The sequence below is a fragment of the Vibrio ordalii ATCC 33509 genome (genome assembly GCA_000257205.1).
Lineage (GTDB): Bacteria > Pseudomonadota > Gammaproteobacteria > Enterobacterales > Vibrionaceae > Vibrio > Vibrio ordalii.
Genome location: AEZC01000085.1, coordinates 81,382 through 104,133, shown reverse-complemented (window position 1 = coordinate 104,133; position 22,752 = coordinate 81,382). Strand labels below are relative to the sequence as shown.

General features: G+C 45.9%; 19 protein-coding genes and 1 tRNA gene. 10 read left to right on the top strand and 10 right to left on the bottom strand.

Annotated elements, in window-relative coordinates; genetic code table 11:
* Positions 1-419: 419 nt before the first annotated feature.
* Positions 420-504, bottom strand: a tRNA-Leu gene (locus VOR_RS0106140).
* A 195-nt stretch (positions 505-699) separates the two neighbouring features.
* On the opposite strand from VOR_RS0106140, the gene VOR_RS0106135 reads away from it, so the two are divergent.
* A complete protein-coding gene (locus tag VOR_RS0106135; RefSeq protein WP_010318845.1) occupies positions 700-1,179 on the top strand; it encodes an RDD family protein in 480 nt (159 codons plus the stop codon).
* A gap of 62 nt (positions 1,180-1,241) precedes the next feature.
* Here VOR_RS0106135 and lptG read toward each other — a convergent pair whose 3' ends face one another.
* Both lptG and lptF read right to left on the bottom strand, forming a co-directional pair.
* On the bottom strand, positions 1,242-2,312 hold the full coding sequence (gene lptG / locus VOR_RS0106130) for an LPS export ABC transporter permease LptG (RefSeq protein WP_010318844.1): 1,071 nt from the start codon (positions 2,310-2,312) through the stop codon (positions 1,242-1,244).
* 3 nt (positions 2,313-2,315) lie between these two features.
* The gene (lptF, locus tag VOR_RS0106125; protein ID WP_010318843.1) at positions 2,316-3,416 is read right to left on the bottom strand and encodes an LPS export ABC transporter permease LptF; all 1,101 of its coding nucleotides are present in this window, start codon (positions 3,414-3,416) and stop codon (positions 2,316-2,318) included.
* Positions 3,417-3,605: 189 nt separating this feature from the next.
* Here lptF and pepA point away from each other — a divergent pair, with 189 nt between their 5' ends.
* The 3 genes from pepA (at position 3,606) to VOR_RS0106110 (ending at position 8,587) form a co-directional block, all read left to right on the top strand.
* Complete coding sequence (gene pepA, locus VOR_RS0106120; protein WP_010318842.1) at positions 3,606-5,114, top strand: leucyl aminopeptidase; 1,509 nt, start codon at positions 3,606-3,608, stop codon at positions 5,112-5,114.
* A 67-nt stretch (positions 5,115-5,181) separates the two neighbouring features.
* Entirely contained in the window at positions 5,182-5,631 is a 450-nt protein-coding gene (locus VOR_RS0106115; RefSeq protein ID WP_010318841.1) for a DNA polymerase III subunit chi, read from the top strand.
* Positions 5,632-5,725: 94 nt separating this feature from the next.
* A complete protein-coding gene (locus VOR_RS0106110) occupies positions 5,726-8,587 on the top strand; it encodes a valine--tRNA ligase (RefSeq protein ID WP_010318840.1) in 2,862 nt (953 codons plus the stop codon).
* Between the two features lie 101 nt (positions 8,588-8,688).
* Here VOR_RS0106110 and VOR_RS0106105 read toward each other — a convergent pair whose 3' ends face one another.
* Positions 8,689-9,426, bottom strand: a complete 738-nt coding sequence (locus VOR_RS0106105; RefSeq protein ID WP_010318839.1) for an RluA family pseudouridine synthase — start codon at positions 9,424-9,426, stop codon at positions 8,689-8,691.
* A 248-nt stretch (positions 9,427-9,674) separates the two neighbouring features.
* On the opposite strand from VOR_RS0106105, the gene VOR_RS0106100 reads away from it, so the two are divergent.
* Entirely contained in the window at positions 9,675-10,946 is a 1,272-nt protein-coding gene (locus VOR_RS0106100; RefSeq protein WP_010318838.1) for an NRAMP family divalent metal transporter, read from the top strand.
* Positions 10,947-11,024: 78 nt separating this feature from the next.
* Here VOR_RS0106100 and rapA read toward each other — a convergent pair whose 3' ends face one another.
* Positions 11,025-13,934 carry an RNA polymerase-associated protein RapA gene (rapA, locus tag VOR_RS0106095; protein WP_010318837.1) on the bottom strand — a complete coding sequence of 970 codons (2,910 nt, stop codon included), beginning with the start codon at positions 13,932-13,934 and terminating at the stop codon, positions 11,025-11,027.
* A 435-nt stretch (positions 13,935-14,369) separates the two neighbouring features.
* Here rapA and VOR_RS0106085 point away from each other — a divergent pair, with 435 nt between their 5' ends.
* The 5 genes from VOR_RS0106085 to VOR_RS0106065 all read left to right on the top strand — a co-directional run bounded on the left by VOR_RS0106085 (position 14,370) and on the right by VOR_RS0106065 (position 19,251).
* Positions 14,370-15,746: a PhoH family protein gene (locus VOR_RS0106085; RefSeq protein ID WP_010318836.1), complete on the top strand. Its 1,377-nt coding sequence runs from the start codon at positions 14,370-14,372 to the stop codon at positions 15,744-15,746.
* 116 nt (positions 15,747-15,862) lie between these two features.
* Positions 15,863-16,867, top strand: coding sequence for an ornithine carbamoyltransferase (argF, locus tag VOR_RS0106080; protein WP_010318835.1), 1,005 nt, complete (start codon positions 15,863-15,865; stop codon positions 16,865-16,867).
* 460 nt (positions 16,868-17,327) lie between these two features.
* The gene (gene pyrB, locus VOR_RS0106075) at positions 17,328-18,257 is read left to right on the top strand and encodes an aspartate carbamoyltransferase (protein WP_010318834.1); all 930 of its coding nucleotides are present in this window, start codon (positions 17,328-17,330) and stop codon (positions 18,255-18,257) included.
* Positions 18,258-18,273: 16 nt separating this feature from the next.
* A complete protein-coding gene (pyrI, locus tag VOR_RS0106070; protein WP_010318833.1) occupies positions 18,274-18,741 on the top strand; it encodes an aspartate carbamoyltransferase regulatory subunit in 468 nt (155 codons plus the stop codon).
* A 120-nt stretch (positions 18,742-18,861) separates the two neighbouring features.
* Positions 18,862-19,251 (top strand): RidA family protein, encoded by a 390-nt coding sequence (locus tag VOR_RS0106065; protein WP_010318832.1) that lies wholly within the window; start codon positions 18,862-18,864, stop codon positions 19,249-19,251.
* Positions 19,252-19,389: 138 nt separating this feature from the next.
* Here VOR_RS0106065 and VOR_RS0106060 read toward each other — a convergent pair whose 3' ends face one another.
* The 5 genes from VOR_RS0106060 to mlaC form a co-directional block, all read right to left on the bottom strand.
* Positions 19,390-20,136, bottom strand: a complete 747-nt coding sequence (locus tag VOR_RS0106060; RefSeq protein ID WP_010318831.1) for a 1-acylglycerol-3-phosphate O-acyltransferase — start codon at positions 20,134-20,136, stop codon at positions 19,390-19,392.
* An 89-nt stretch (positions 20,137-20,225) separates the two neighbouring features.
* Positions 20,226-21,491 carry a UDP-N-acetylglucosamine 1-carboxyvinyltransferase gene (gene murA, locus VOR_RS0106055; protein WP_010318830.1) on the bottom strand — a complete coding sequence of 422 codons (1,266 nt, stop codon included), beginning with the start codon at positions 21,489-21,491 and terminating at the stop codon, positions 20,226-20,228.
* Positions 21,492-21,500: 9 nt separating this feature from the next.
* Entirely contained in the window at positions 21,501-21,755 is a 255-nt protein-coding gene (gene ibaG, locus VOR_RS0106050; protein WP_010318829.1) for a BolA family iron metabolism protein IbaG, read from the bottom strand.
* Between the two features lie 13 nt (positions 21,756-21,768).
* Positions 21,769-22,077 (bottom strand): STAS domain-containing protein, encoded by a 309-nt coding sequence (locus VOR_RS0106045; protein WP_010318828.1) that lies wholly within the window; start codon positions 22,075-22,077, stop codon positions 21,769-21,771.
* Entirely contained in the window at positions 22,074-22,712 is a 639-nt protein-coding gene (gene mlaC / locus VOR_RS0106040; RefSeq protein ID WP_029626941.1) for a phospholipid-binding protein MlaC, read from the bottom strand. Before mlaC ends, VOR_RS0106045 begins: the two co-directional genes overlap by 4 nt.
* Positions 22,713-22,752 lie beyond the last annotated feature (40 nt).

Here is a 22,752-nt window from a genome sequence, read left to right as displayed (position 1 = left end):
CGAAAAAAGCACCTCCCAATAGCTCAAGCGAACAAAAAGACATCAAAATGTTAAATGTCGATTAATTAACAGTCGATCCCCCTCTTTAAATCTCCTTATTATCACCATAACATTGAGGTTACACTCCTCACTATCGAAGAAATAAGAGCTCCTAGAACGTTGATTAAGATAGTCTCGTATTTTATCTGGAAGTTTATGCGGAAGATGAGTTTAAAAGAAGTCACTCAAAAGTTCATCAACTACATATTAGTCGTGTTGATATAAATGTGTATGGCTAGAAGCGAGAAATGTGCGCTGTTCAGTATAGAAGTATGTGAAGGCTATCAAAAGAGTCCCAATTATCTAATATAGTGGGCTATTATTTCGAGGACAAAAACAGCAAAGCCCCGACTTTCGTCGAGGCTTTGCTGTTTAAATTATGGTACCGGTGGGCGGACTTGAACCGCCACTCCCGAAGGAAACGGATTTTGAATCCGTCGTGTCTACCAATTTCACCACACCGGCATCTTGGGCATTGCCCTTTGATGGTTGGCATTATACGTAAGAAAGTTATTGGCGCAATAACAAAATATTGAAATACAAATCGTTTGCCGATATTTTCGCCACAAACCTTCAAGCTGTGCGTCTCTTCTCTTTTCAGATCCTCTTCGAGGCTATATGCTGCTGCAATTTCGCGAATACAAAAGATGTTTAGATATGATGAGTAACTCTATTTCTCTACCGCCTGCCGGATTATTACGCCGATTTGGTGCGCTCATTTACGATGCATTAATCATCATTGCTCTGGAGATGATGGCTGCTGGTGTTGTCGTTGCTATATTAGAAGCTCTCGTTGCGTTGAATGTGATGAGCTATGGCTCGTATGCAGATGTCAGCGACCTTCTCACTCGTCATCCCATTTTGAGCTATGTTTACACATTTTACCTTGCCGCTGTCTGGGTCTACTTCTTCGTCTTTTTCTGGACAAGAGCAGGCCAGACATTAGGGATGCGTGCTTGGCGACTTTTGATAATTAACGAACAAGATGGACATTCAATCAGCGCCACGCAAGCTTTAATACGTTTGTTCACCTCAGGCTTTGGCTTGGCAAACCTCACCGTACTCTTTGATCAGCAAAAAAGAGGGTTCCAAGATATTTGGGCCAAAACTAAAGTAGTGGTACTTCCTAAAGTTAATTGAGCCGGAATAACAAAAAGGAAGGTTTGCCCTTCCTTTTTGTTGATAGTTCTTACCTGTCATTTTTAGAGTTTTCGTCTTAACAACATTACGGCAACGCTGAGAAACACCAAACTAGGTGCGACGGCACCAAACACTGGTGGGATACCATAAACAAGACTCAGTGGGCCGAAAAACTCACTGGAAATATAAAATGTAAAGCCTGCAATCACGCCTGACAAAATCCTTGCGCCCATAGTAACGCTACGCAATGGCCCAAAAATAAACGACAATGCCATCAACATCATCACAGCAATAGAAAAAGGTTGAGTAATTTTACGCCACAACGCCAGATCGTAGCGTGAAGCATCTTGCTCCGACGTTTTTAAATAGCTGACATAATCGTACAAGCCACTCAGTGACAACTCTTCAGGTTTGACCGTAACTACCGCCAGTTTGTCTGGAGCTAATGAGGTCGTCCAACGATATTCAGGTAATGTTTGCTTTGTTATCAATACATCATCGCGCATGTCGGTGATTTGAACATTTTTCATTACCCATTGATTGTCTTTATCGTAATCCACCTCTTCGGCAAAAAGGATGTTTTGCAAACTCTTATTGTTATCAAAGCGCCACATATTTAAGCCATAGAGTTTGTTGTCATCAATTTTACCAATAAAGATAAAATCATTCACATCGCGCGCCCACACACCGCTGCGCACTGAAACAATACTACCGCCAGAGAGAGAAAAAGCGCGCAGATCTCGCGCCATCTTCTGCGCTTGGGGTGCTCCCCATTGGCCAAGCAAGGTGACAATGATCATTAATGGCACTGCGGTTTTTAATACCGACATACCGATATTAAGCTTAGAAAACCCCGCAGCTTGCATGACAACGAGCTCAGAACTTGATGCCAACATACCTAACCCAATCAACGCACCGAGTAAGGCGGCCATAGGAAAAAACATCTCGATATCACGAGGAATACTCAACACCACAAACAATAAAGCTTGCAGTAAATCGTAGCTTCCTTCCCCGACTTTTCTCAATTGCTCAACATATTTGATAATGCCGGACAAACCAACAAAGGTCACCAACACTAGCGAGGTTGTCGCAACAATAGTACGGCCGACGTATAAATCTAAAATCTTAAACACGCGTTATGCTGCCTTCTTTTGTCTTAGTTTATCTTTGAAGCGCCGCACTGGCACACTGTCCATGATATTCACTGAAATCGCCGCCAAAAGTAACGCAGCATTGATTGGCCACATACCGATCACCGTAGCAAGTGAGCCATCTTCAATGGCGGACTTGGTTGCGCTGATGGCCATAAAATAGGCCAAATAAATTAAGATTGCTGGTCCCATTTTCGCAAAGCGTCCTTGCCGAGGGTTAACCGCCGACAAAGGGACCACCAGCATGGTGAGTAACGGAATACAAATCACCAGAGAAATTCGCCATTGCAACTCAGCTTTCGCTCTTCGATCCGGGTTGGAAAGCAGATTTGATGTCGGTAACGCCTCCCAATCACGTCCTTTGGGTTTAACTTCACGCTGGCCAATTAAACCTTCGTATTCGTCAAATTTTGTGATCATATAATCAACGCGTGTTGGCACGCCTTCATAGCGAATCCCGTCATACATGGTGATCATCTGACGGCCATCACTGAGCTCTTTAACATCGCCAGAATTAGAGAACATCACACTCGGGAGTATCGAATCCTTTGGCGCAAGCTGTGCAACAAACACATTATGCAGTTTTTTGTTTTCAATATTTTCGATGAAAACTACCGAGGAACCATCCGGTGTGCGTTGAAATTGTCCTTTCTGTAGCAAATCAACACTATTTTCTGCTGCGAGCTGCTCCATTAATTGTGCTTCTTTGTCTTGGCTCCAAGGCGCCAACCAGAATGCGTTAAATGCTGCAGCACCTGAAGTGATCAAAGCCAAATAGAGTGCAGCACGGATCAAAAATTTATTGCCGATACCAGTGGCATTCATCACCGTAATTTCGCTTTCTTCGTACAAACGCCCAAAAGTCAGTAAGATGCCGATATACAAACTCAAAGGCAGCATTAATAACCCCATTGCGGGCATATTTAAACTCACAATAGATAAGATCATTCGTGCCGGAATGTCACCATCGGAAGCTTCAGCCAAAACGCGAATAAATCGTTGGCTGAGAAACACGAGAAACAGTACGAAAAAGATCGCAAATTGGCTCTTGAGTGTCTCGCGGATCAAATATCTAACAATAATCACGCTGAAATTACCTATACAAAACTTGTTTTTTTGATTGAATCACTATAATTTCCCGTTGAACCTTTTATTTTTAAAATTTTCACTAACTGTTAGGCGTTCAATTAAAAGTAGATCCAAACTCGGATTCAACCACTAAGAGCGCATTATCTAACATTTAGTTCTATTTGTCTTCAGGATGTAGGAGTACGCATGGAGTTCAGTGTAAAAAGTGGCAGTCCAGAGAAACAACGTAGCGCATGTATCGTTGTTGGAGTGTTCGAACCACGCCGCCTTTCTCCAGTAGCAGAGCAGCTTGATAAAATCAGCGACGGCTATATTAGTTCACTACTTCGCCGTGGTGATCTCGAGGGTAAACCCGGCCAGATGCTACTGCTGCATCAAGTCCCTGGTGTTCTGTCTGAACGCGTTTTACTGGTAGGTTGTGGTAAAGAGCGCGAATTAGGCGAACGTCAGTACAAAGAAATCATTCAAAAAACCATCAGCACACTGAACGAAACGGGTTCAATGGAAGCCGTATGTTTTCTGACTGAACTACACGTTAAAGGCCGCGATACTTATTGGAAAGTACGCCAAGCGGTTGAAGCAACGAAAGATGGCTTGTACACCTTTGATCAATTCAAGAGCGTAAAACCAGAGACTCGCCGCCCACTGCGCAAACTTGTCTTTAACGTACCGACTCGCCGCGAGCTTAACTTAGGTGAGCGCGCGATTACACACGGCCTTGCGATTGCATCCGGTGTGAAAGCGTCGAAAGATCTTGGCAATATGCCACCCAACATTGCCAACCCAGCTTATCTTGCATCTCAAGCGCGTCGCTTAGCGGACGACTATGAGAGCGTCACCACCAAAATCATTGGTGAAGAAGAGATGGAAAAGTTGGGCATGACCTCTTACCTCGCTGTCGGTCGTGGCTCAAAAAATGAGTCGATGATGTCGGTCATTGAGTACAAAGGCAACCCAGATCCAGATGCAAAACCCATTGTGTTGGTGGGTAAAGGCCTAACGTTTGATTCCGGCGGTATTTCATTAAAACCAGGCGAAGGCATGGATGAAATGAAGTATGACATGTGCGGTGCGGCGTCAGTCTTTGGCGCAATGAAAGCATTGGCTAAATTGAAATTGCCATTAAATGTCGTGGGTATCTTAGCCGGCTGTGAAAACATGCCAGGCAGCAATGCCTATCGCCCTGGTGACATTCTCACGACTATGTCTGGCCAAACGGTTGAAGTACTCAATACCGATGCCGAAGGTCGCTTAGTTCTATGTGATGCACTCACTTACGTTGAGCGTTTTGAACCCGATTGCGTGGTAGATGTGGCGACACTAACTGGCGCTTGTGTGATTGCATTAGGTCACCACATCAGTGGCGTGGTTTCAAACCACAACCCATTGGCGCATGAATTGGTTAATGCTTCAGAACAAGCAAGCGATCGCGCATGGCGTCTACCAATGGCCGACGAGTACCATGAGCAGCTAAAGAGCCCATTTGCTGATATGGCAAACATCGGTGGTCGCCCTGGTGGTACGATTACCGCTGGCTGCTTCTTATCTAAATTTGCTAAGAAATATAACTGGGCGCATTTGGATATTGCTGGCACGGCATGGAAGTCAGGTGCAGCAAAAGGATCAACAGGTCGTCCCGTCTCATTGCTCGTCCAGTTCTTATTGAACCGCAGCGGCCAAGAGTCTGAGGAATAACCTCAAAATGTGAAAAGGGCCGCAAGGCCCTTTTTTGTTGATGAGCGATTAGATAGTAGGTGACAACATGCAGCGAGCCACCTTTTACATTGTGAACGAAGAAAGCCCTCAAGCAACGCAGGCAGGCTTTGAGCAATATGTCCTATTTCTGGCTCATCATTTCGCCAAACAAGGGGCAAAAATTTATCTGCATTGTGATGATAAAACTCACGCTGAACAGTTTGCCGAACATTTATGGCAAGTGCCTGCAGAACAGTTTGTCGCGCACAATCTGGTGGGTGAAGGCCCGAAATACTCTACTCATATCGAGATTGGCTACCCCAACGTCAAACCCAATTGGAATCGTCAACTGGTAATAAATGTGGCGGATAATCATACAACCTTTGCGAACGCCTTTGCTGAGGTGGTAGACTTCGTCCCCTGCGAAGAAAAAGCAAAGCAACGAGCACGCGAAAGGTATAAAATCTACCGTCAAGCTGGCTACCAATTGCAAACAATCGAGATTCAACATTCATAGGTCAAACCTTATAGTTAAGGCGATCTTTAACAAGATCCTTCACTTATGAAGTTTGACTAAGATTAACCATTCACAGTATCCATTTAAGAGCACTATGGAAAAGACATATAACCCAACAGCAATCGAACAAGCTCTGTATCAGACTTGGGAAGAGAACGGCTACTTTAAGCCTCACGGTGATACATCAAAAGAAGCGTACAGCATCATGATCCCACCGCCGAACGTCACTGGTAGCCTTCATATGGGTCACGCATTCCAAGACACCATTATGGATACTTTGATCCGCTGCGAACGCATGAAAGGCAAAAATACCTTATGGCAAGTGGGTACAGACCACGCCGGTATTGCTACCCAAATGGTGGTTGAACGTAAAATTGCCGCAGAAGAAGGCAAAACCAAACACGATTACGGTCGTGATGCCTTCATCGACAAAATTTGGGAATGGAAAGGCGAATCAGGTGGCACCATCACTAAACAGCTTCGCCGCCTTGGCGCATCGGTAGACTGGGATCGTGAACGATTCACTATGGATGCGGGCCTATCCAATGCCGTTCAAGAAGTGTTTGTTCGCCTTTACCAAGAAGATTTACTCTACCGTGGTAAACGTCTTGTGAACTGGGATCCAAAACTGCACACTGCAATTTCTGATCTAGAAGTAGAAAACAAAGACGTCAAAGGTCACATGTGGCACTTCCGTTACCCACTGGCTGACGGCGTAAAAACAGCAGACGGTAAAGACTACATTGTTGTTGCGACCACTCGTCCTGAAACCATGCTGGGTGACACAGGCGTAGCGGTTAACCCTGAAGATCCACGCTACCAAGCTCTGATCGGCAAAGAGATCATGCTGCCAATCGTCAATCGTCGCATTTCTATCGTGGGCGATGAGCACGCAGACATGGAAAAAGGCACAGGTTGTGTGAAGATCACCCCTGCTCACGACTTCAATGACTATGAAGTCGGTAAGCGCCATCAACTGCCGATGATCAACATTTTCACCTTTGATGCCAATATTCATGACGCCGCCGAAGTGTTCAACACCAATGGTGAGCCAAGTGACGCTTACAGCAGCGATCTACCTGCTAAATATCAAGGCATGGAGCGCTTTGCGGCACGTAAAGCCATCGTAGCTGAATTTGAAGCTCTCGGCCTGCTTGAAGAAATCAAAGATCACGACCTCACCATTCCTTACGGTGACCGTGGTGGTGTGGTTATCGAACCGATGCTGACCGACCAATGGTACGTACGCACAGCGCCACTAGCGGAAGTCGCAACCAAAGCCGTTGAAGATGGCGAGATTCAATTTGTGCCTAAGCAGTACGAAAACATGTACTTCTCATGGATGCGTGACGTGCAAGATTGGTGTATCTCACGCCAACTTTGGTGGGGTCATCGTATTCCTGCTTGGTATGACAACGACGGCAACGTTTATGTCGGCCGTAGCGAAGAAGAAGTGCGCGAACAAAACAACCTAGCCCCAGTGGTGGTACTGCGCCAAGATGATGATGTATTGGACACTTGGTTCTCCTCTGCTCTTTGGACTTTTGGTACACAAGGCTGGCCAGAAAATACTGAGGCACTAAAAACATTCCACCCGTCTGACGTTCTTGTTACTGGTTTTGACATCATCTTCTTCTGGGTTGCACGCATGATCATGATGACCATGCACTTCTGTAAAGATGAGAATGGCAAACCACAAGTGCCATTTAAAACTGTTTATGTCACAGGCCTTATCCGTGATGAAAACGGCGACAAAATGTCAAAATCTAAAGGCAACGTGCTTGATCCTATCGACATGATCGATGGTATTGATCTTGAATCTCTGGTTGAAAAACGTTGTGGCAACATGATGCAGCCACAGCTTGCAGCCAAGATCGAGAAAAATACACGTAAAACCTTTGAAAATGGTATCGAACCTTATGGAACCGACGCACTGCGTTTCACGCTAGCAGCGATGGCTTCAACCGGTCGTGATATCAACTGGGACATGAAACGCCTAGAAGGTTACCGTAACTTCTGTAACAAACTCTGGAACGCGAGCCGTTACGTGTTGATGAATACCGAAGATCTCGATTGTGGCTTTAACGCAGGTAGCGAGCTTGAGTATTCGTTAGCCGATAAATGGATCGAGTCTCAATTTGAATTGACGGCTAAAGAGTTCAACAACCATATCAACAACTTTCGTTTAGATATGGCGGCAAATACCCTTTACGAATTCATCTGGAACCAATTCTGCGACTGGTACTTAGAGCTGACTAAGCCCGTATTATGGAAAGGCAGTGAAGCGCAGCAACGTGCAACACGCCGTACATTAATTACGGTATTAGAGAAAACATTACGCCTCGCGCACCCAGTGATCCCGTATATCACTGAAACTATTTGGCAAAGCATTAAGCCATTAGTGGACGGCGTTGAAGGGGATACCATCATGCTGCAAGCGCTGCCTCAGTACGATGAAGCGAACTTCAACCAAGCGGCGCTGGATGATATCGAATGGGTGAAAGCCTTTATTACTAGCATTCGCAACCTACGTGCCGAGTACGATATCAACCCAGGCAAACCTCTTAACGTGATGCTAAAAGCCGCCAACAAGCAAGAAGTGGCACGTTTAGAAGCGAACAAAGCGGTACTGTTGTCACTGGCTAAACTGGAGGCTCTACGCGTTCTTGAAGAGGGTGAAGAGACTCCCGCTTGTGCAACGGCGCTGGTTGGTCAATCTGAACTGATGATCCCAATGGCTGGTTTGATTGATAAAGATGCAGAGCTAGAGCGCTTAGCAAAAGAGATTGCTAAAACTCAAGGTGAAATCAAACGCATTGAAGGCAAACTCAATAACCAAGGGTTCGTCGCTAAAGCACCCGAAGCCGTTGTCGCTATCGAGCGTCAAAAGCTGAATGGCTATCAAGATACCTTGGTTAAACTGGAAGAACAGAAAGCGACCATAGTCGCGCTATAATCGCGATTGCGTTACCATTAAAAAGGTCGGTGTGAAAATACCGACCTTTTTTATTTATTCACGCCATCAGCAGATGTGAATTTTGTACCCTTTACATCACACTAAGGTCGGGGCAACGTTTTGTAATCTGGTAATTTTCGCTCAGGATCAAAGTGTTGCAAAATTTGCTCTTGTGCTTCGGGATAAAAATCACAGCCGACAAAAATATTGCGCAGCCAATGACTCTTTGGGTGATAAAAACTGAGCTCTGCGGCATGCAATGCTAAACGATCGGAAAAATCTTGCGCTTCTTGCGGGGCATAAAACTCATCACCCACAATCGGATACCCCAAAGCTTGCATGTGCACACGTAATTGATGCGAACGGCCAGTCACAGGGAAAAGACGTACAATTGTGGTTTTTTCTTCTCTTTTCGCTACTTGATATAAAGTTTTTGATGGTTTTCCATCTTCAAAGCAGACTTTCTGTTTAGGCCGATTTGGCCAATCGCAAATCAGGGGTAATTCAACCGCCCCCTCGTCAAGTTCCATTACGCCCCACACGCGAGCGTAATAAATTTTATGCGTTAAACGGTATTGAAACTGCTTTTTCAATGCCCCTTCCGCGTATTTATTTTTTGCCAGCACCATCAAGCCAGAAGTCGACATATCCAAACGATGCACAACTTGGATCTCTGGATATTGCTCAGCCAAACGACTCCACATACTGTCGTGATGCTCAGGCAGGCGTCCTGGAACCGACAGCAGACCTGAAGGTTTATTCACCGCGAGAATCTGATCATCTTCATAGACAATATCAATCCAAGGATCTGTGGGCGGCGTGTATTCAAGCATAGCCATCGAAAGTTTCTCCTAAAAAAATCGGCGCATTATAACAACCTCTCCGCCAAGCCAATAGAGAAGAGTCATCTTAGTTTCGTTAAATCACGAAATCGTCAGTAGGTCAGCCTTGCTTAGAAACATCACTTAAAATGTCACTTAAAATTGACAGATTAACTGGGTGTGATATTGATTGATGAGCTTGACATTAAAGTCAGCTTCAAAAGCAAAAATTATAAATAACACAACATCAAGTCTAAGGAACAAGAATGGAACACAGCGTCCCTTATCAATCGGCCAAACGTTTAACCCTGCCACAACTGCTTCGTTCACTCGGGCCGGGCATTATGATGGCCGCCGCCGCCGTCGGCGGCTCTCATCTCGTCGCATCAACTCAAGCAGGTGCAATTTATGGCTGGCAACTCGCAGGCCTCATTTTGCTGGTCAACTTATTAAAATACCCCTTTTTTAAGGCTGGCATTCAATACACCATGGGGACAGGCAAAAGTTTAGTACAAGGCTATGCTCATCTCGGGCGCGCTTACTTATGGGTTTTTGCCATCTTAAGCGTGGTATCGGCCATTATAAATACCGCCGCGTTACTGCTGTTTAGCGCCAGCTTACTGGCCTATTTTGTCCCTTTTGAGCTAGGCAATATTGTTCTTTCCGTGATTGTGCTGACCACTTGTTTGCTGATCCTTTTTGCAGGCCACTTTCGCGCGCTCGACTCACTTTCTAAAATGATTATGGCAGTACTGACAATCGCTACCTTACTCGCCGTGGTGATTGCCGTCGCAACCCCAGCGCAGATAGTAGTGGAAACCATTTCGCCTTCACCTTGGACACTCGCCGCGATTGGTTTTTTGGTAGTAACTATGGGCTGGATGCCCGCACCCATTGAGATTTCGAGCATCACTTCGGTGTGGCTAAAACGTCAATGCCAAGAGCAGCAAGTGACGCCGCAATCCGCGCTATTTGATTTCAATGTGGGCTATATCGGTACTGAAATCTTGGCGATTGTATTTTTGGCGCTTGGTGCCTTAGTACTACACGGGACAGGCGTTGAGCTCTCGAAATCTGGCGTCGGCTTTTCGCATCAATTGGTCGGATTGTACGCTTCAACCATAGGTGAGTGGTCACGTTATTTAATTGCAGTGATCGCCTTTTTCTGTATTTTTGGCAGCACCATCACCGTCATTGATGGCTATTCACGAGTGATTGCAGAATCACAACGTCTTTTGCAAAACAAAGAGAGCCAAAGCCCACGTTGCTACCAAGCTTGGGTCATCGTGGTATCGGCTTTAGCGCTGGCCATCATTGCCTTTTGGGCTTCAGCACTGATGACAATGCTGAATTTTGCGATGATCATGGCGTTTATGACCACGCCAATTTTTGCGCTGCTCAACTATATTCTGGTGACTAAAACACCTTTACCGGCTGAACTCGCGGTAGGAAAAAAACTCAAAGCACTGTCTATCGTAGGACTTGTTTATCTGTTTGGCTTTTTAGCGCTGTTTATTTGGTGGAAGTGGATTATGTAACAGCAGACAAAACAAAGGCCTTATCGAAAAAGGCCTTTGTTATTTTTAATGTAACGCCACAAAGGCCAAGTAAAGGGATCAGTTATGCGTCACAACGATTAAACGCAACGAATCCAGTTGGAATTGCGCTTTACCGATGTAACCGCTTAACTCGTTAATCTGCTCTTCAATCGCGCTGATCTCTTCATCACGAATGTTCGGGTTGACTGCTTTAAGCACCAATAAGCGCTCCAGTTCACCGTTTAAGCTCGACTGCATCTCTTTTTGCGCTTGTTCACGAATCGCTTCAACACGGCTCACAACTTGGCTTTCACTGGCAGCAATTAAGCTATGCACATCATTTTGTACTGACGTAACGAGCTTGCTGGCCAAATGACGATTCACTGGGCTTAATTGGCGATTGAAGCTTTCAAACTCAACTTGCGCGGAGAGATCATTACCACGCGCATCCATCATCAAACGGATTGGTGTTTGAGGAAGGAAGCGGCTGATACCACTGCGTTTTGGCGCTTGTGCATCCACCACATAGATCAACTCAAGCAGCAAAGTCCCAACAGGCAGAGCTTTATTTTTCAGCAGAGAAACCGCCGATGTTCCCACCCCTTCGCTCATCAGTAGGTCGATCCCGCCTTGAATCATCGGGCGTTCCCAACTGATGAAATTCATATCTTCACGCGATAATGCCGTATCACGATCAAAAGTGATGGTCGCTCCTTCATACGGCAAACCGGGGTAGCTTGGCACCATCATGTGCTCTGATGGTGTGACCACCAGCGCGTTTTCACCCCGATCATCTTGGTTTAAACCGATCGCATCAAATAAGCTCAAAGCGAAAGTAACCAAGTTAGTATCGCCATCCGTTGATGCTATACTTTCGACGATTTTCAATGCTTTTTCGCCACCGTTTGAATGCATTTCAAGAAGTCGGTCACGCCCTTTTTCAAGCTGAGCCTTCAACGTTTTGTTGAGCGTTGCCGACTGTTCAATGATCTCATCCAACGTATCGATATTTCCCGAAGCCAGCATGTCAATCAGATCATCGGCATATTTATCATACACAGCGCGGCCTGTTGGGCAGGTTTCAGCAAATGCATTCAAGCCTTCATCAAACCAACGCGCCAAAATCGCTTGCGATGTGCCTTTAAGGTACGGCACATGGATATCGATATCACGGTGTTGACCAATACGATCCAAACGGCCAATGCGTTGCTCTAAAAGATCTGGGTTAAACGGCAGATCAAACATCACCAACTGGTTAGCAAATTGGAAGTTACGCCCTTCAGAGCCGATTTCACTACAGATCAATACTTGCGCGCCACCCTCTTCTTGTGCGAAATAAGCGGCGGCTTTATCACGTTCTAAAATCGACATACCTTCATGAAAAACGGTAGCGCGAATGCCTTCACGCTCACGCAGTGCTTGCTCCAGTTGTAACGCGGTGCTAGCGCGAGAAGCGATCACTAAAATCTTTTCGCTACGTTTCTCTTTCACTTTTTCAAGTAGCCAGTTAACGCGAGAGTCAAACTGCCACCAGCTTGCATCATCGCCTTCAAACTCTTGGAAAATCTCTTCGGGATAGAGCATTTTCATCGCGCGAGCCTGAGCACTGAGCTTACCGCCGATCATGCCAGCCACTCGCATCGAGGTCGTGTATTGCGCGGGGATTTCCATCGGCATCAAGTGCACATTACGCACAGGGAATCCTTTAATCGCAGCGCGGGTGTTTCTAAACAGCACGCGGCCTGTGCCATGGCGATCCATCAGATTATCAATCAGCTCTTGGCGAGCAGAGGCTTTGCTCTCTTCATCGACATCGCTTTCAATAATGCGAAACAGCGGCTCAACATCTTGCTCTGAAAGTAGCTCAGTGATTTGGTTTTTGGCTTCGTTTTGCAACTTCTCACCCGAAAACAGGGCACTGACGGAATCGGCTACGGGCGCATATTGCTCTTCTTCTTCAACGAACGCCTCGTAATCGTAAAAACGATCGGGATCGAGCAAACGCAAACGCGCAAAGTGGCTTTCACGGCCCAATTGCTCCGGCGTTGCCGTTAGCAGCAGTACCGCTGGGGTGTTTTGCGCTAGCCCTTCGACCACTTGGTATTCGCGGCTTGGTTTATCTTGGCTCCATTCTAGATGGTGCGCTTCATCCACCACCAATAGATCCCACTCCGCCTCAAGTGCTTGTTCAAAACGTTGACGACTTTTACGCAGAAAATCGAGCGAACAAAGCACATATTGCTGAGTATCAAAAGGGTTGTGTGCTTCAGCGAACGATTCAACACAGCGCTCCTCATCAAAAATGGAGAAATGAAGATTAAAGCGACGCATCATCTCCACCAACCATTGGTGCTGCAAGGTTTCCGGCACCACAATTAAAATACGTTCCGCGCGGCCAGAAAGCACTTGTTGATGAATGATCATCCCCGCTTCAATGGTTTTACCTAACCCTACTTCATCGGCTAATAACACGCGGGGCGCATGGCGACGGCCAACCTCATGTGCGATATAAAGCTGATGAGGAATCAGGCCCGCGCGCATGCCACATAAACCACGCATTGGGCTTTTGTGTTGTTGATATTGGTTAGTGAGGGCGCGATAACGCAACACAAAATTATCCATGCGATCAATTTGACCTGCGAACAATTTATCTTGCGGTTTGTTGAAACGGATTTGGTGGCTTAAGAAAATTTCACGTAGCGCCACGCCGCTTTCATCGTTGTCTTCGCGCGTACCGAGATAAGTGAGTAGTCCTTGTTCTTCAACAACTTGCTCAACGCGTAGTGACCAGCCTTCTTGGCTTTCAACCACATCGCCGCTATTGAACGTCACTCGTGTTACCGGGGCGTCACTGCGTGCATAAACGCGGTTTTCTTCTGATGCAGCAAACATCAAGGTCACAGTACGCGCATCAAGCGCCACCACAGTACCTAAACCAAGATCACTTTCTGTATCGCTTATCCAGCGTTGCCCCAAAGCAAAACTCATGAATCGACTACCTTATTTATTTGGAATGGATTGTATCGATCTGCTACCACGTGAAGGCAACCCCTAATTATGATTGTTGTTGGAGTATGGTGCAGAAAAAGGTCGCTAATCTTACTTGATGGCGTGATACAGGTCACGTGTAAAGCGAAGGATAACCAAGATTTTTTTCTTCAACTTTTGGTTGACATCAAACTGTAAGAAATCGGTGGCATTTGTAGTAAACAAGGTTGCTATACTTGTTGTAACGATGCTTGCTTTACCAGTCAACAGGATGATTCTGGCACGAAGCATGCAGAACCAAACAGACAATGAGTATCAACACAGGCTTGCAGTAAGTCATCGAGCGATCGAGTCACTACCGGCATCCATTGATCGATAACCTCTACTTGCTGGCATCTTTTGTTAAGCACGCTGCGTAGCAGCAAGGAGACGCTTATGGGCGATACCGATCGGAAACTGTTTGTACTTGATACCAACATCCTGCTTCATGAACCTTTAGCCATTTACTCCTTCCAAGAGCATGACGTGGTCATTCCGATGACCGTTCTTGAAGAACTTGACCGGATCAAAGACAGCAAACGCGATGTTGCACGAGATGCGCGGGTCGCAATTCGTGCTTTAGAGCACTTATTTCACGATGCCACCCCAGACGAAATTACCGAAGGTATTCCATTCTCTAAAGAGGCCAGCAAGACGGGAACTATCTCGATCCTTGCCGACTTTGAGTTGCAAGAAACCGTCAAAGCTTTTGCTGACAAAGCCGGCGATAACCGTATCCTCAATGCTGTTCTTTACCTGCAAGCGAAACGAGCGCCACGCGCTGTGGTTCTCATCACCAAAGACATCAACATGCGATTGCGCGCTAAAGGTGCAGGCGTGCGCTATGTTGAGGATTACCGCACAGACCAATTGATTGATGATGTTCAGTACCTGACCAAAGGCTTCCAAGTTCGTGAAGGCAACTTTTGGAGCAACGTCGATGAAGTTGAGAGCAGAACCGTCGGCGGAAAAGCCTTTCATACGCTAGATAAGGCGCCATTTGATCCGACCTTTATTAATCAATATGTCATTGATGAAGAAAGCGATTTTTCGGCGCGCGTGCATGAAATCAACACAGACAAAATCACGCTGCTTGATATTGGCCGCGAGAGAATGATGCACCGCAAAGCGTGGGACATCACCCCGAAAAATATCTACCAAGCGATGGCACTTGATGCTTTGCTTGATCCAAGCATTGATTTGGTGATTTTAACTGGAGCCGCTGGTAGCGGGAAAACGCTGCTCGCGATGGCCGCCGCTCTTGAACAAACCATTGAGAAGAAGATGTTCGATAAGATCATCGTCACCCGTAACACGCCAGATATCGGAGAGTCGATCGGCTTCTTACCCGGAACAGAGGAAGAGAAAATGATGCCGTGGCTGGCCGCGGTAACGGATACACTGGAAGCCTTGCACAAAAACGATCACTGCACCGAAGGTTCACTCAAATACATCTGCGATAAAGCCAATATCCAGTTTAAATCGATCAACTTTATGCGTGGGCGCTCAATCCAAAATGCCTTTGTGTTACTCGATGAGTGTCAAAATTTAACCGCTTCTCAAATCAAAACCATCATCACGCGCTGTGGTGAGGGCACTAAAATTGTCTGCTCTGGTAACTTAGCGCAGATTGACTCCCACTACTTAACCCCGGTGACCTCAGGTTTGACCTACATGGTTGAGCGCTTTAAAAACTTTGAAGGCAGCGCCAACATTCACTTAAATGGCGTCGTGCGCAGCCGCTTGGCCGAATTCGCTGAAGAGAATTTATAGTCACATTAGGCGAGATATTATTAATATCTCGCCTTTATTTTAAAATAATTATTCACAAATTTAGCATTTATATGTTTTACTAAGGCCATTCATCATTCACCGTTTAGGACTGGGATATGGCTTTCAATTTACGCAACCGCAACTTTCTAAAACTGCTCGATTTCACGCCGAAAGAGATCCAATTTCTGCTCAATCTCTCTGCTGATCTCAAAAAAGCGAAATACGCCGGATCAGAACAGAAAAGATTAGCGGGTAAAAATATTGCGCTGATTTTTGAGAAAGCCTCAACACGAACACGATGTGCATTTGAAGTGGCCGCGTTTGATCAAGGCGCTCAAGTCTCTTACATCGGGCCATCGGGGTCGCAAATTGGTCATAAAGAGTCGATGAAAGACACCGCGCGCGTACTCGGAAGAATGTACGATGGCATCCAATATCGTGGTTTTGGACAAGACATTGTCGAAGAGCTTGGCGCACATGCTGGCGTTCCTGTATGGAACGGGCTCACCAACGAGTTCCACCCAACACAGATTTTAGCTGACTTTTTAACCATAATTGAGCATGGCCGTGGTAAACAGTTGCACCAAGTGTCACTGGCTTATCTAGGCGATGCACGCAATAACATGGGCAATTCACTGATGGTGGGCGCAGCAAAAATGGGCATGGATATTCGCCTCGTTGCACCCAAACAGTTTTGGCCAGAAGCGTCACTCGTCACCACTTGCCAAGAAATTGCCAAGCAGACGGGAGCCAAAATCACGCTCACTGAAAATGTACCAGAAGGCGTGCAAGGATGCGATTTTCTCTATACCGACGTTTGGGTTTCCATGGGCGAATCGGCCGATGCATGGGATGAACGCGTGGCCTTAATGACACCTTACCAAATCAATATGAATGTGATTAAGCAAACTGGTAATCCACAGGTAAAATTTATGCACTGCTTGCCTGCGTTTCATAACGACGAAACCACTGTAGGTAAAGAGGTGGCGGAAAAATATGGCATGAAAGGGTTGGAAGTCACCGAAGAGGTATTTGAGTCTGAGTATTCGATTGTGTTTGATGAAGCTGAAAACCGCATGCACACCATCAAAGCTGTGATGGTCGCGACTCTCGACGCTTAAAAAAAACAAGGCAACAATGGATCGAAGCCCGATGAACTTACATGAGTAAGTGATTCGGGTGAGTGAAAGCAGCTAACGCAGCGACAGCGCCAAAGCGACTTTTAATCCTCAAAATCATTGGTGCTGTCGCAAGGCAGCAAGAGAACGAAGCCCGATGAACTTACATGAGTAAGTGATTTGGGTGAGTGAAAGCAGCTAACGCAGCGACAGTGCCAATGATGAAGAGGATTATGAGGTAATCGCTTGCGCTCACACAACGAAAGCGTATAATCCCCAGCAATTTGTCTGAGGGGTAGCCATGAAAATGGACGTTGTTATTCACATCTACAACCCAATTCGATTCAATGTAGGTCAGCGTGCTGACTTACTGGGCGCGTTATTTTTCCCCTCTCTTGATTTCTAAAGCCTCCCTATTGGGGGGCTTTTTTATGGCTATTAGAAAATTATAGGGAAGACGACCATGGTGAATTCGCTTTATCAAAAGCACATTATCTCAATTCCGGATCTCTCTCGTGATGAGCTGGAATTGATTGTGAAAACCGCAGGCCAACTCAAAGCGGAACCAAAACCAGAGCTGATTAAGCACAAAGTGGTAGCAAGCTGCTTTTTTGAGCCATCGACTCGTACTCGTTTGTCTTTTGAAACCGCTATTCAACGCATCGGCGGCAGCGTGATTGGCTTTGATAATGGTGGCAACACGTCACTGGCGAAAAAAGGCGAAACACTGGCCGATTCAGTACAAGTGATCTCCTCTTATGTGGATGCGTTTGTGATACGCCACCCCCAAGAAGGCGCAGCACGTTTAGCCTCTGAATTTTCAAACGGCGTTCCTGTGATTAACGCTGGCGACGGCGCTAACCAGCATCCAACCCAAACACTGCTTGATTTGTTCACCATTGCCGAAACACAAGGCCGCTTAGATAGCATTAATATCGCCTTTGTTGGCGACTTGAAATATGGCCGTACCGTCCATTCTTTAACCCAAGCTTTGGCTAAATTTAACCACATTCGCTTTTTCTTTGTTGCGCCGGATGCGCTAGCAATGCCTGACTATATTTGCGAAGAGTTAGATGATGCAGGCATTGAATACAGCCTGCACACCGATATGGAAAGCGTTATTCCACAGTTAGATATTCTGTATATGACGCGCGTCCAAAAAGAGCGCTTTGATGAATCAGAGTACGCGCACATTAAATCGGCGTACATTTTAACAGCCGCCATGCTTGAAGGCGCACGCGATAACTTAAAAGTGCTGCATCCGCTTCCGCGCGTGGATGAAATCACCGTCGATGTGGACAAAACGAAGCACGCTTACTTCTTCCAACAAGCAGAAAACGGGGTCTACGCCCGTGAAGCTTTGCTGGCGCTTGTGTTAAACGAAACCCTGTAATAAAGGAGCCCCAACCATGACTAAAGAGACTCAATTGCAGGTTGAAGCCATTAAAAACGGCACGGTTATCGACCACATTCCTGCGCAAATCGGTATTAAAGTATTAAAGTTATTCGATATGCACAATTCTCATCAACGTGTCACGATTGGCTTAAATTTACCCTCTTCGGCGCTGGGCGCAAAAGATCTGCTAAAGATTGAGAATGTATTCATTAATGAAGCCCAAGCCAATAAATTAGCACTTTATGCACCGCATGCGACTGTCAACCAAATCGAAAACTACCAAGTGGTGAAAAAGCTAGCGTTGACACTGCCTGAGCAGATCAATGATGTTTTTGCCTGCCCAAACAGCAACTGTATTTCCCACAATGAACCGGTCGAGAGCAGCTTTAAGGTTTTCGAAAAGAAAAATGATATTCGTTTGAAATGTAAGTATTGTGAGAAAGTTTACTCACGTGAGATTGTGACCGAACGCGAGTCATAATATAACCTCATTTAAGTCTACCGATGCCTCACTTTAGTGGGGCATTTTGCACTTTACCTGCCCTTTCTTTAAAGGCAAACTGACGCCTACTCTTCCCATAAAAATAGATGGAACACAATCATGACTAAAGTACTTCATACAGAATCGGCTCCTGCCGCAATTGGCCCTTATGTACAAGGTGTCGATCTTGGCAATATGGTGCTGACTTCAGGGCAAATTCCAGTCAACCCAGTCACTGGTGAAGTGTCAACAGATATCGCAGTGCAAGCTCGTCAATCTCTCGACAACGTAAAAGCGGTGGTGGAATCGTCTGGCTTAACGGTTTCTGACATCGTAAAAATGACTGTATTTGTTAAAGATCTGAATGATTTTGGCACGGTGAATGAAGTCTACGGTAAGTTTTTTGATGAACATAACGTGGCAAACTACCCGGCGCGTTCATGCGTAGAAGTTGCTCGCTTACCCAAAGATGTGGGTATTGAAATTGAAGCAATTGCGGTACGTAAGTAAGCGTTATCCGCTATAAACGTATTGGAATCAGCCTAACTTGATGTTGAACACTTTGCCAAAGCCTCGACTCCGTTCGAGGCTTTCTCTATTTGCTAGCTTGTAGAACAAGCTTCTAGGAGACTACCCAAGATTAACCTGTTACTGGTTGCGAGACCTGACTTGCTTACCATCAAGCATCGCGACTTCTTCATCCAGTTGCGCTAATTTGGCCACCATCTGCTCACGGCATAATGTCGCTAATTCCCGTAAGTTTTCTTTCCCATATCCTTCAATACTGATCGGTGGCAGCATCTCAACAATCACATGACCATTGTCCCAACGGTTAAGCTTAATATCATTAGTTGAGCTGCAAACGATAGGGATAATCGGCACACCGGCGCCAATTGCCGCATGAAACGCCCCCATTTTAAAGGGCAGCATGCCACGGCCACGCGAGCGAGTACCTTCTGGAAACATCCACACAGACACATCACTGGTTTTGATGCTATCGACAACTTGATCAATGGTGCCTTTGGCTTTGTTGCGATTGGCTCTATCAATTAAAATATTTCCTGTTAACCAATACAACTGACCAAATACAGGTGTCCAAACTAAGCTTTTTTTTCCTACTGTCACGACTTTCGGCGTCACAGCCGCAGCAACAGTACACAGATCCCAGTTATTTTGATGATTCGCAATGTAGATGTGCTGGCCGCGTTGATAAGCATCTTCTGGGATACGCAGTTCTAATTTAATGCCCATCAATTTTGACATACGGGCAAATAAACGCCCAAACGTAAATACATGTTTGGGATTGCGTGGGCTAAGTAAGCAGTAACCACATCCAAAAACAAACATCACAATGGCAAACAGTGCGACGGCCAATAGACGCAAAAGAGCAATCATTTCAGTTCTCCATGGAACAAAGATAAAAAATGAGCAAAGATAAAAAAGCCGAAACCCAGAGATTTCGGCTCCATTGCATGAGCGAGAGTTTAACTGCTGACTTGAATGCGCTCAATATTAGCGCCAAGAGCCGACAGTTTATCTTCAATTCTTTCGTAACCGCGATCGATATGGTAGATGCGATCGACGATGGTTTCACCTTTTGCGATACAACCGGCAATCACTAGGCTGGCTGAGGCACGTAGATCGGTCGCCATCACCTGCGCGCCACTCAACGATTCCACATCACCACAAATCACGGTATTCCCTTCAATCTCCGCTTTTGCTCCCATACGCATCAGTTCAGGAACATGCATAAAACGGTTTTCAAAGATGGTTTCAGTGATTTTGCCACCACCTTTTGCCATCATATTGAGTAGGGTAAATTGTGCTTGCATATCGGTTGGAAAGCCAGGATGAGGCGCAGTGCGAATCGAAACCGCCTTAAGCTCTTTTCCGGTCATATCAAGGCTTATCCAGCCCTCGCTCGTTTCAATCTCAGCGCCCGCTTCTTCCAGTTTTGCTAACACGGCCTCTAACAAATGCGAGTGAGTGTTGTGGCAAACAATTTTTCCGCGAGAAACAGCTGCCGCGACTAAAAACGTGCCCGTTTCAATGCGATCAGCCACAACCGCGTGTTTACCACCACCCAAACGTTCAACACCTTCAATGGTAATGGTATCGGTGCCTGCACCGGACACTTTCGCACCGAGCTTATTCAAAAACAGTGCGGTATCGACAATTTCAGGCTCACGCGCAGCGTTGTCGAGCACGGTTGTGCCTTCGGCAAGGGTTGCAGCGCACATAATAGTAATGGTGGCCCCCACGCTCACTTTATCCATGACGATGTGTGCACCTTGTAGACGACCTTCGACACTGGCTTTCACGTAGCCATCTTCTAAGGTGATGGTGGCACCAAGCTGCTCTAAACCGTGAATATGCAGATCGACAGGACGGGCGCCAATGGCACAGCCTCCAGGCAATGAGACTTGTCCATAACCAAAACGAGCCACTAATGGACCGAGAGCCCAAATAGAAGCACGCATGGTTTTGACTAAATCATACGGCGCGCAATATTCATCAATTTGACTAGGATCGACATGAACTGAGCCATTACGTTCGACTTTAGCGCCTAAACGTTTGAGCAGTTCCATTGTGGTATCAATATCACGAAGGTGTGGCACATTGGCCACTTCTACTGGCTCAGAGGCCAAAATAGACGCAAATAAAATAGGCAGTGCAGCGTTTTTGGCACCGGAAATGGTCACTTCACCTTGAAGAGGTTGTGTTGACCCAATAACTCGAAACTTTTCCATCAATAAACCTTACAGCGACATCAACTTTTTATCACGAGCCCACTCTGTTGGTGTGAACGCTTTAATAGAAAGAGCATGAATGTCGTTTCTTTGAATGTAATCCATCAGTGGAGCATAAATAAGTTGTTGTTTTTTAACGCGACTCATCCCTGCAAAACAAGCATCAACAGCGATAACTTCATAGTGGCTACCTTCACCTTTGACGTGGATCTCTTCAAGGTTTAGTGCTTGTTCTAATAACTGTTGTACTTTTGCGCTATCCACAATGTTCCCCTGCTTAATTCTTTATATGTTGAGCCATTAAACGATCAATGTTGCTCAATTGGAATAGTGTGCGCAGTTGCTCTGGCACGAAACTGAGCATTATATGACAGTTTCGTTTTTTTGCATGCTCTATTAGGTGGATTAACATCACCATTCCGGCAGAGTCTATGCGTTCAACGTTTTTCAGTTCAATCTCAAACTGTGTACTCACCGGGTTCCATTTTTGGATAAACGCCCATAAATCAGGCACATGCTCTCTGTCTAATGCGCCCGACAAAGCCGCAATCGGCATATCAGTTTGATGCCACTGCGGATGAATCATTGCGCTTTACCTTCAAAACGGATCGGCTGATCCGCCAATTGTTGCAGTTCATTGGCAACCGCTAAGATGCCATCTTGGCGAATTCTACCGCTCCATTCAGATTGCTTACTGGAGAGCAAACTCACTCCTTCTGCAATCATATCAAAGACTTGCCATTCGCCATTTTTCTCTTTACGCAATTTAAACTCAAGTTTGATGTTCGGTCGTGGCGTATCAATAATATCCACTTTCACGCTAGTAATGCGTTTATCATCCGACACCGCCTGTTCAGGCTCGAACTCAATAATTTGGTTACTGTACTGAGTCAATACTTGCGCATATGCACTGACAAGATAGGCACGAAATGCGGTGATGAAAGTGGCGACATCTTCACGCTTGGCCCCTTTTAAGTTTGGGCCCAATAACTTCAGTGCCGCATACTGCTCATTGACGTAAGGCATCAGCTCCTGTTCCACGATTTCTTTCAAATATTCAGGATGGTGGTGAATCGCTTCTTGTTCGGCTTTCAAACGAGTAAATGCCGTTTCAGACACCTGCTTCATCATGCTATAGGGCTGGGTTTTATCCACATTGGCCGCTTGCACAAACATGGCGGCAACGAGGGTAAATACAAAAATCAACGTCCGTTTAAACACTGTTTTTATAAACTCTGTTGTTATAAACACTGTCGTTATA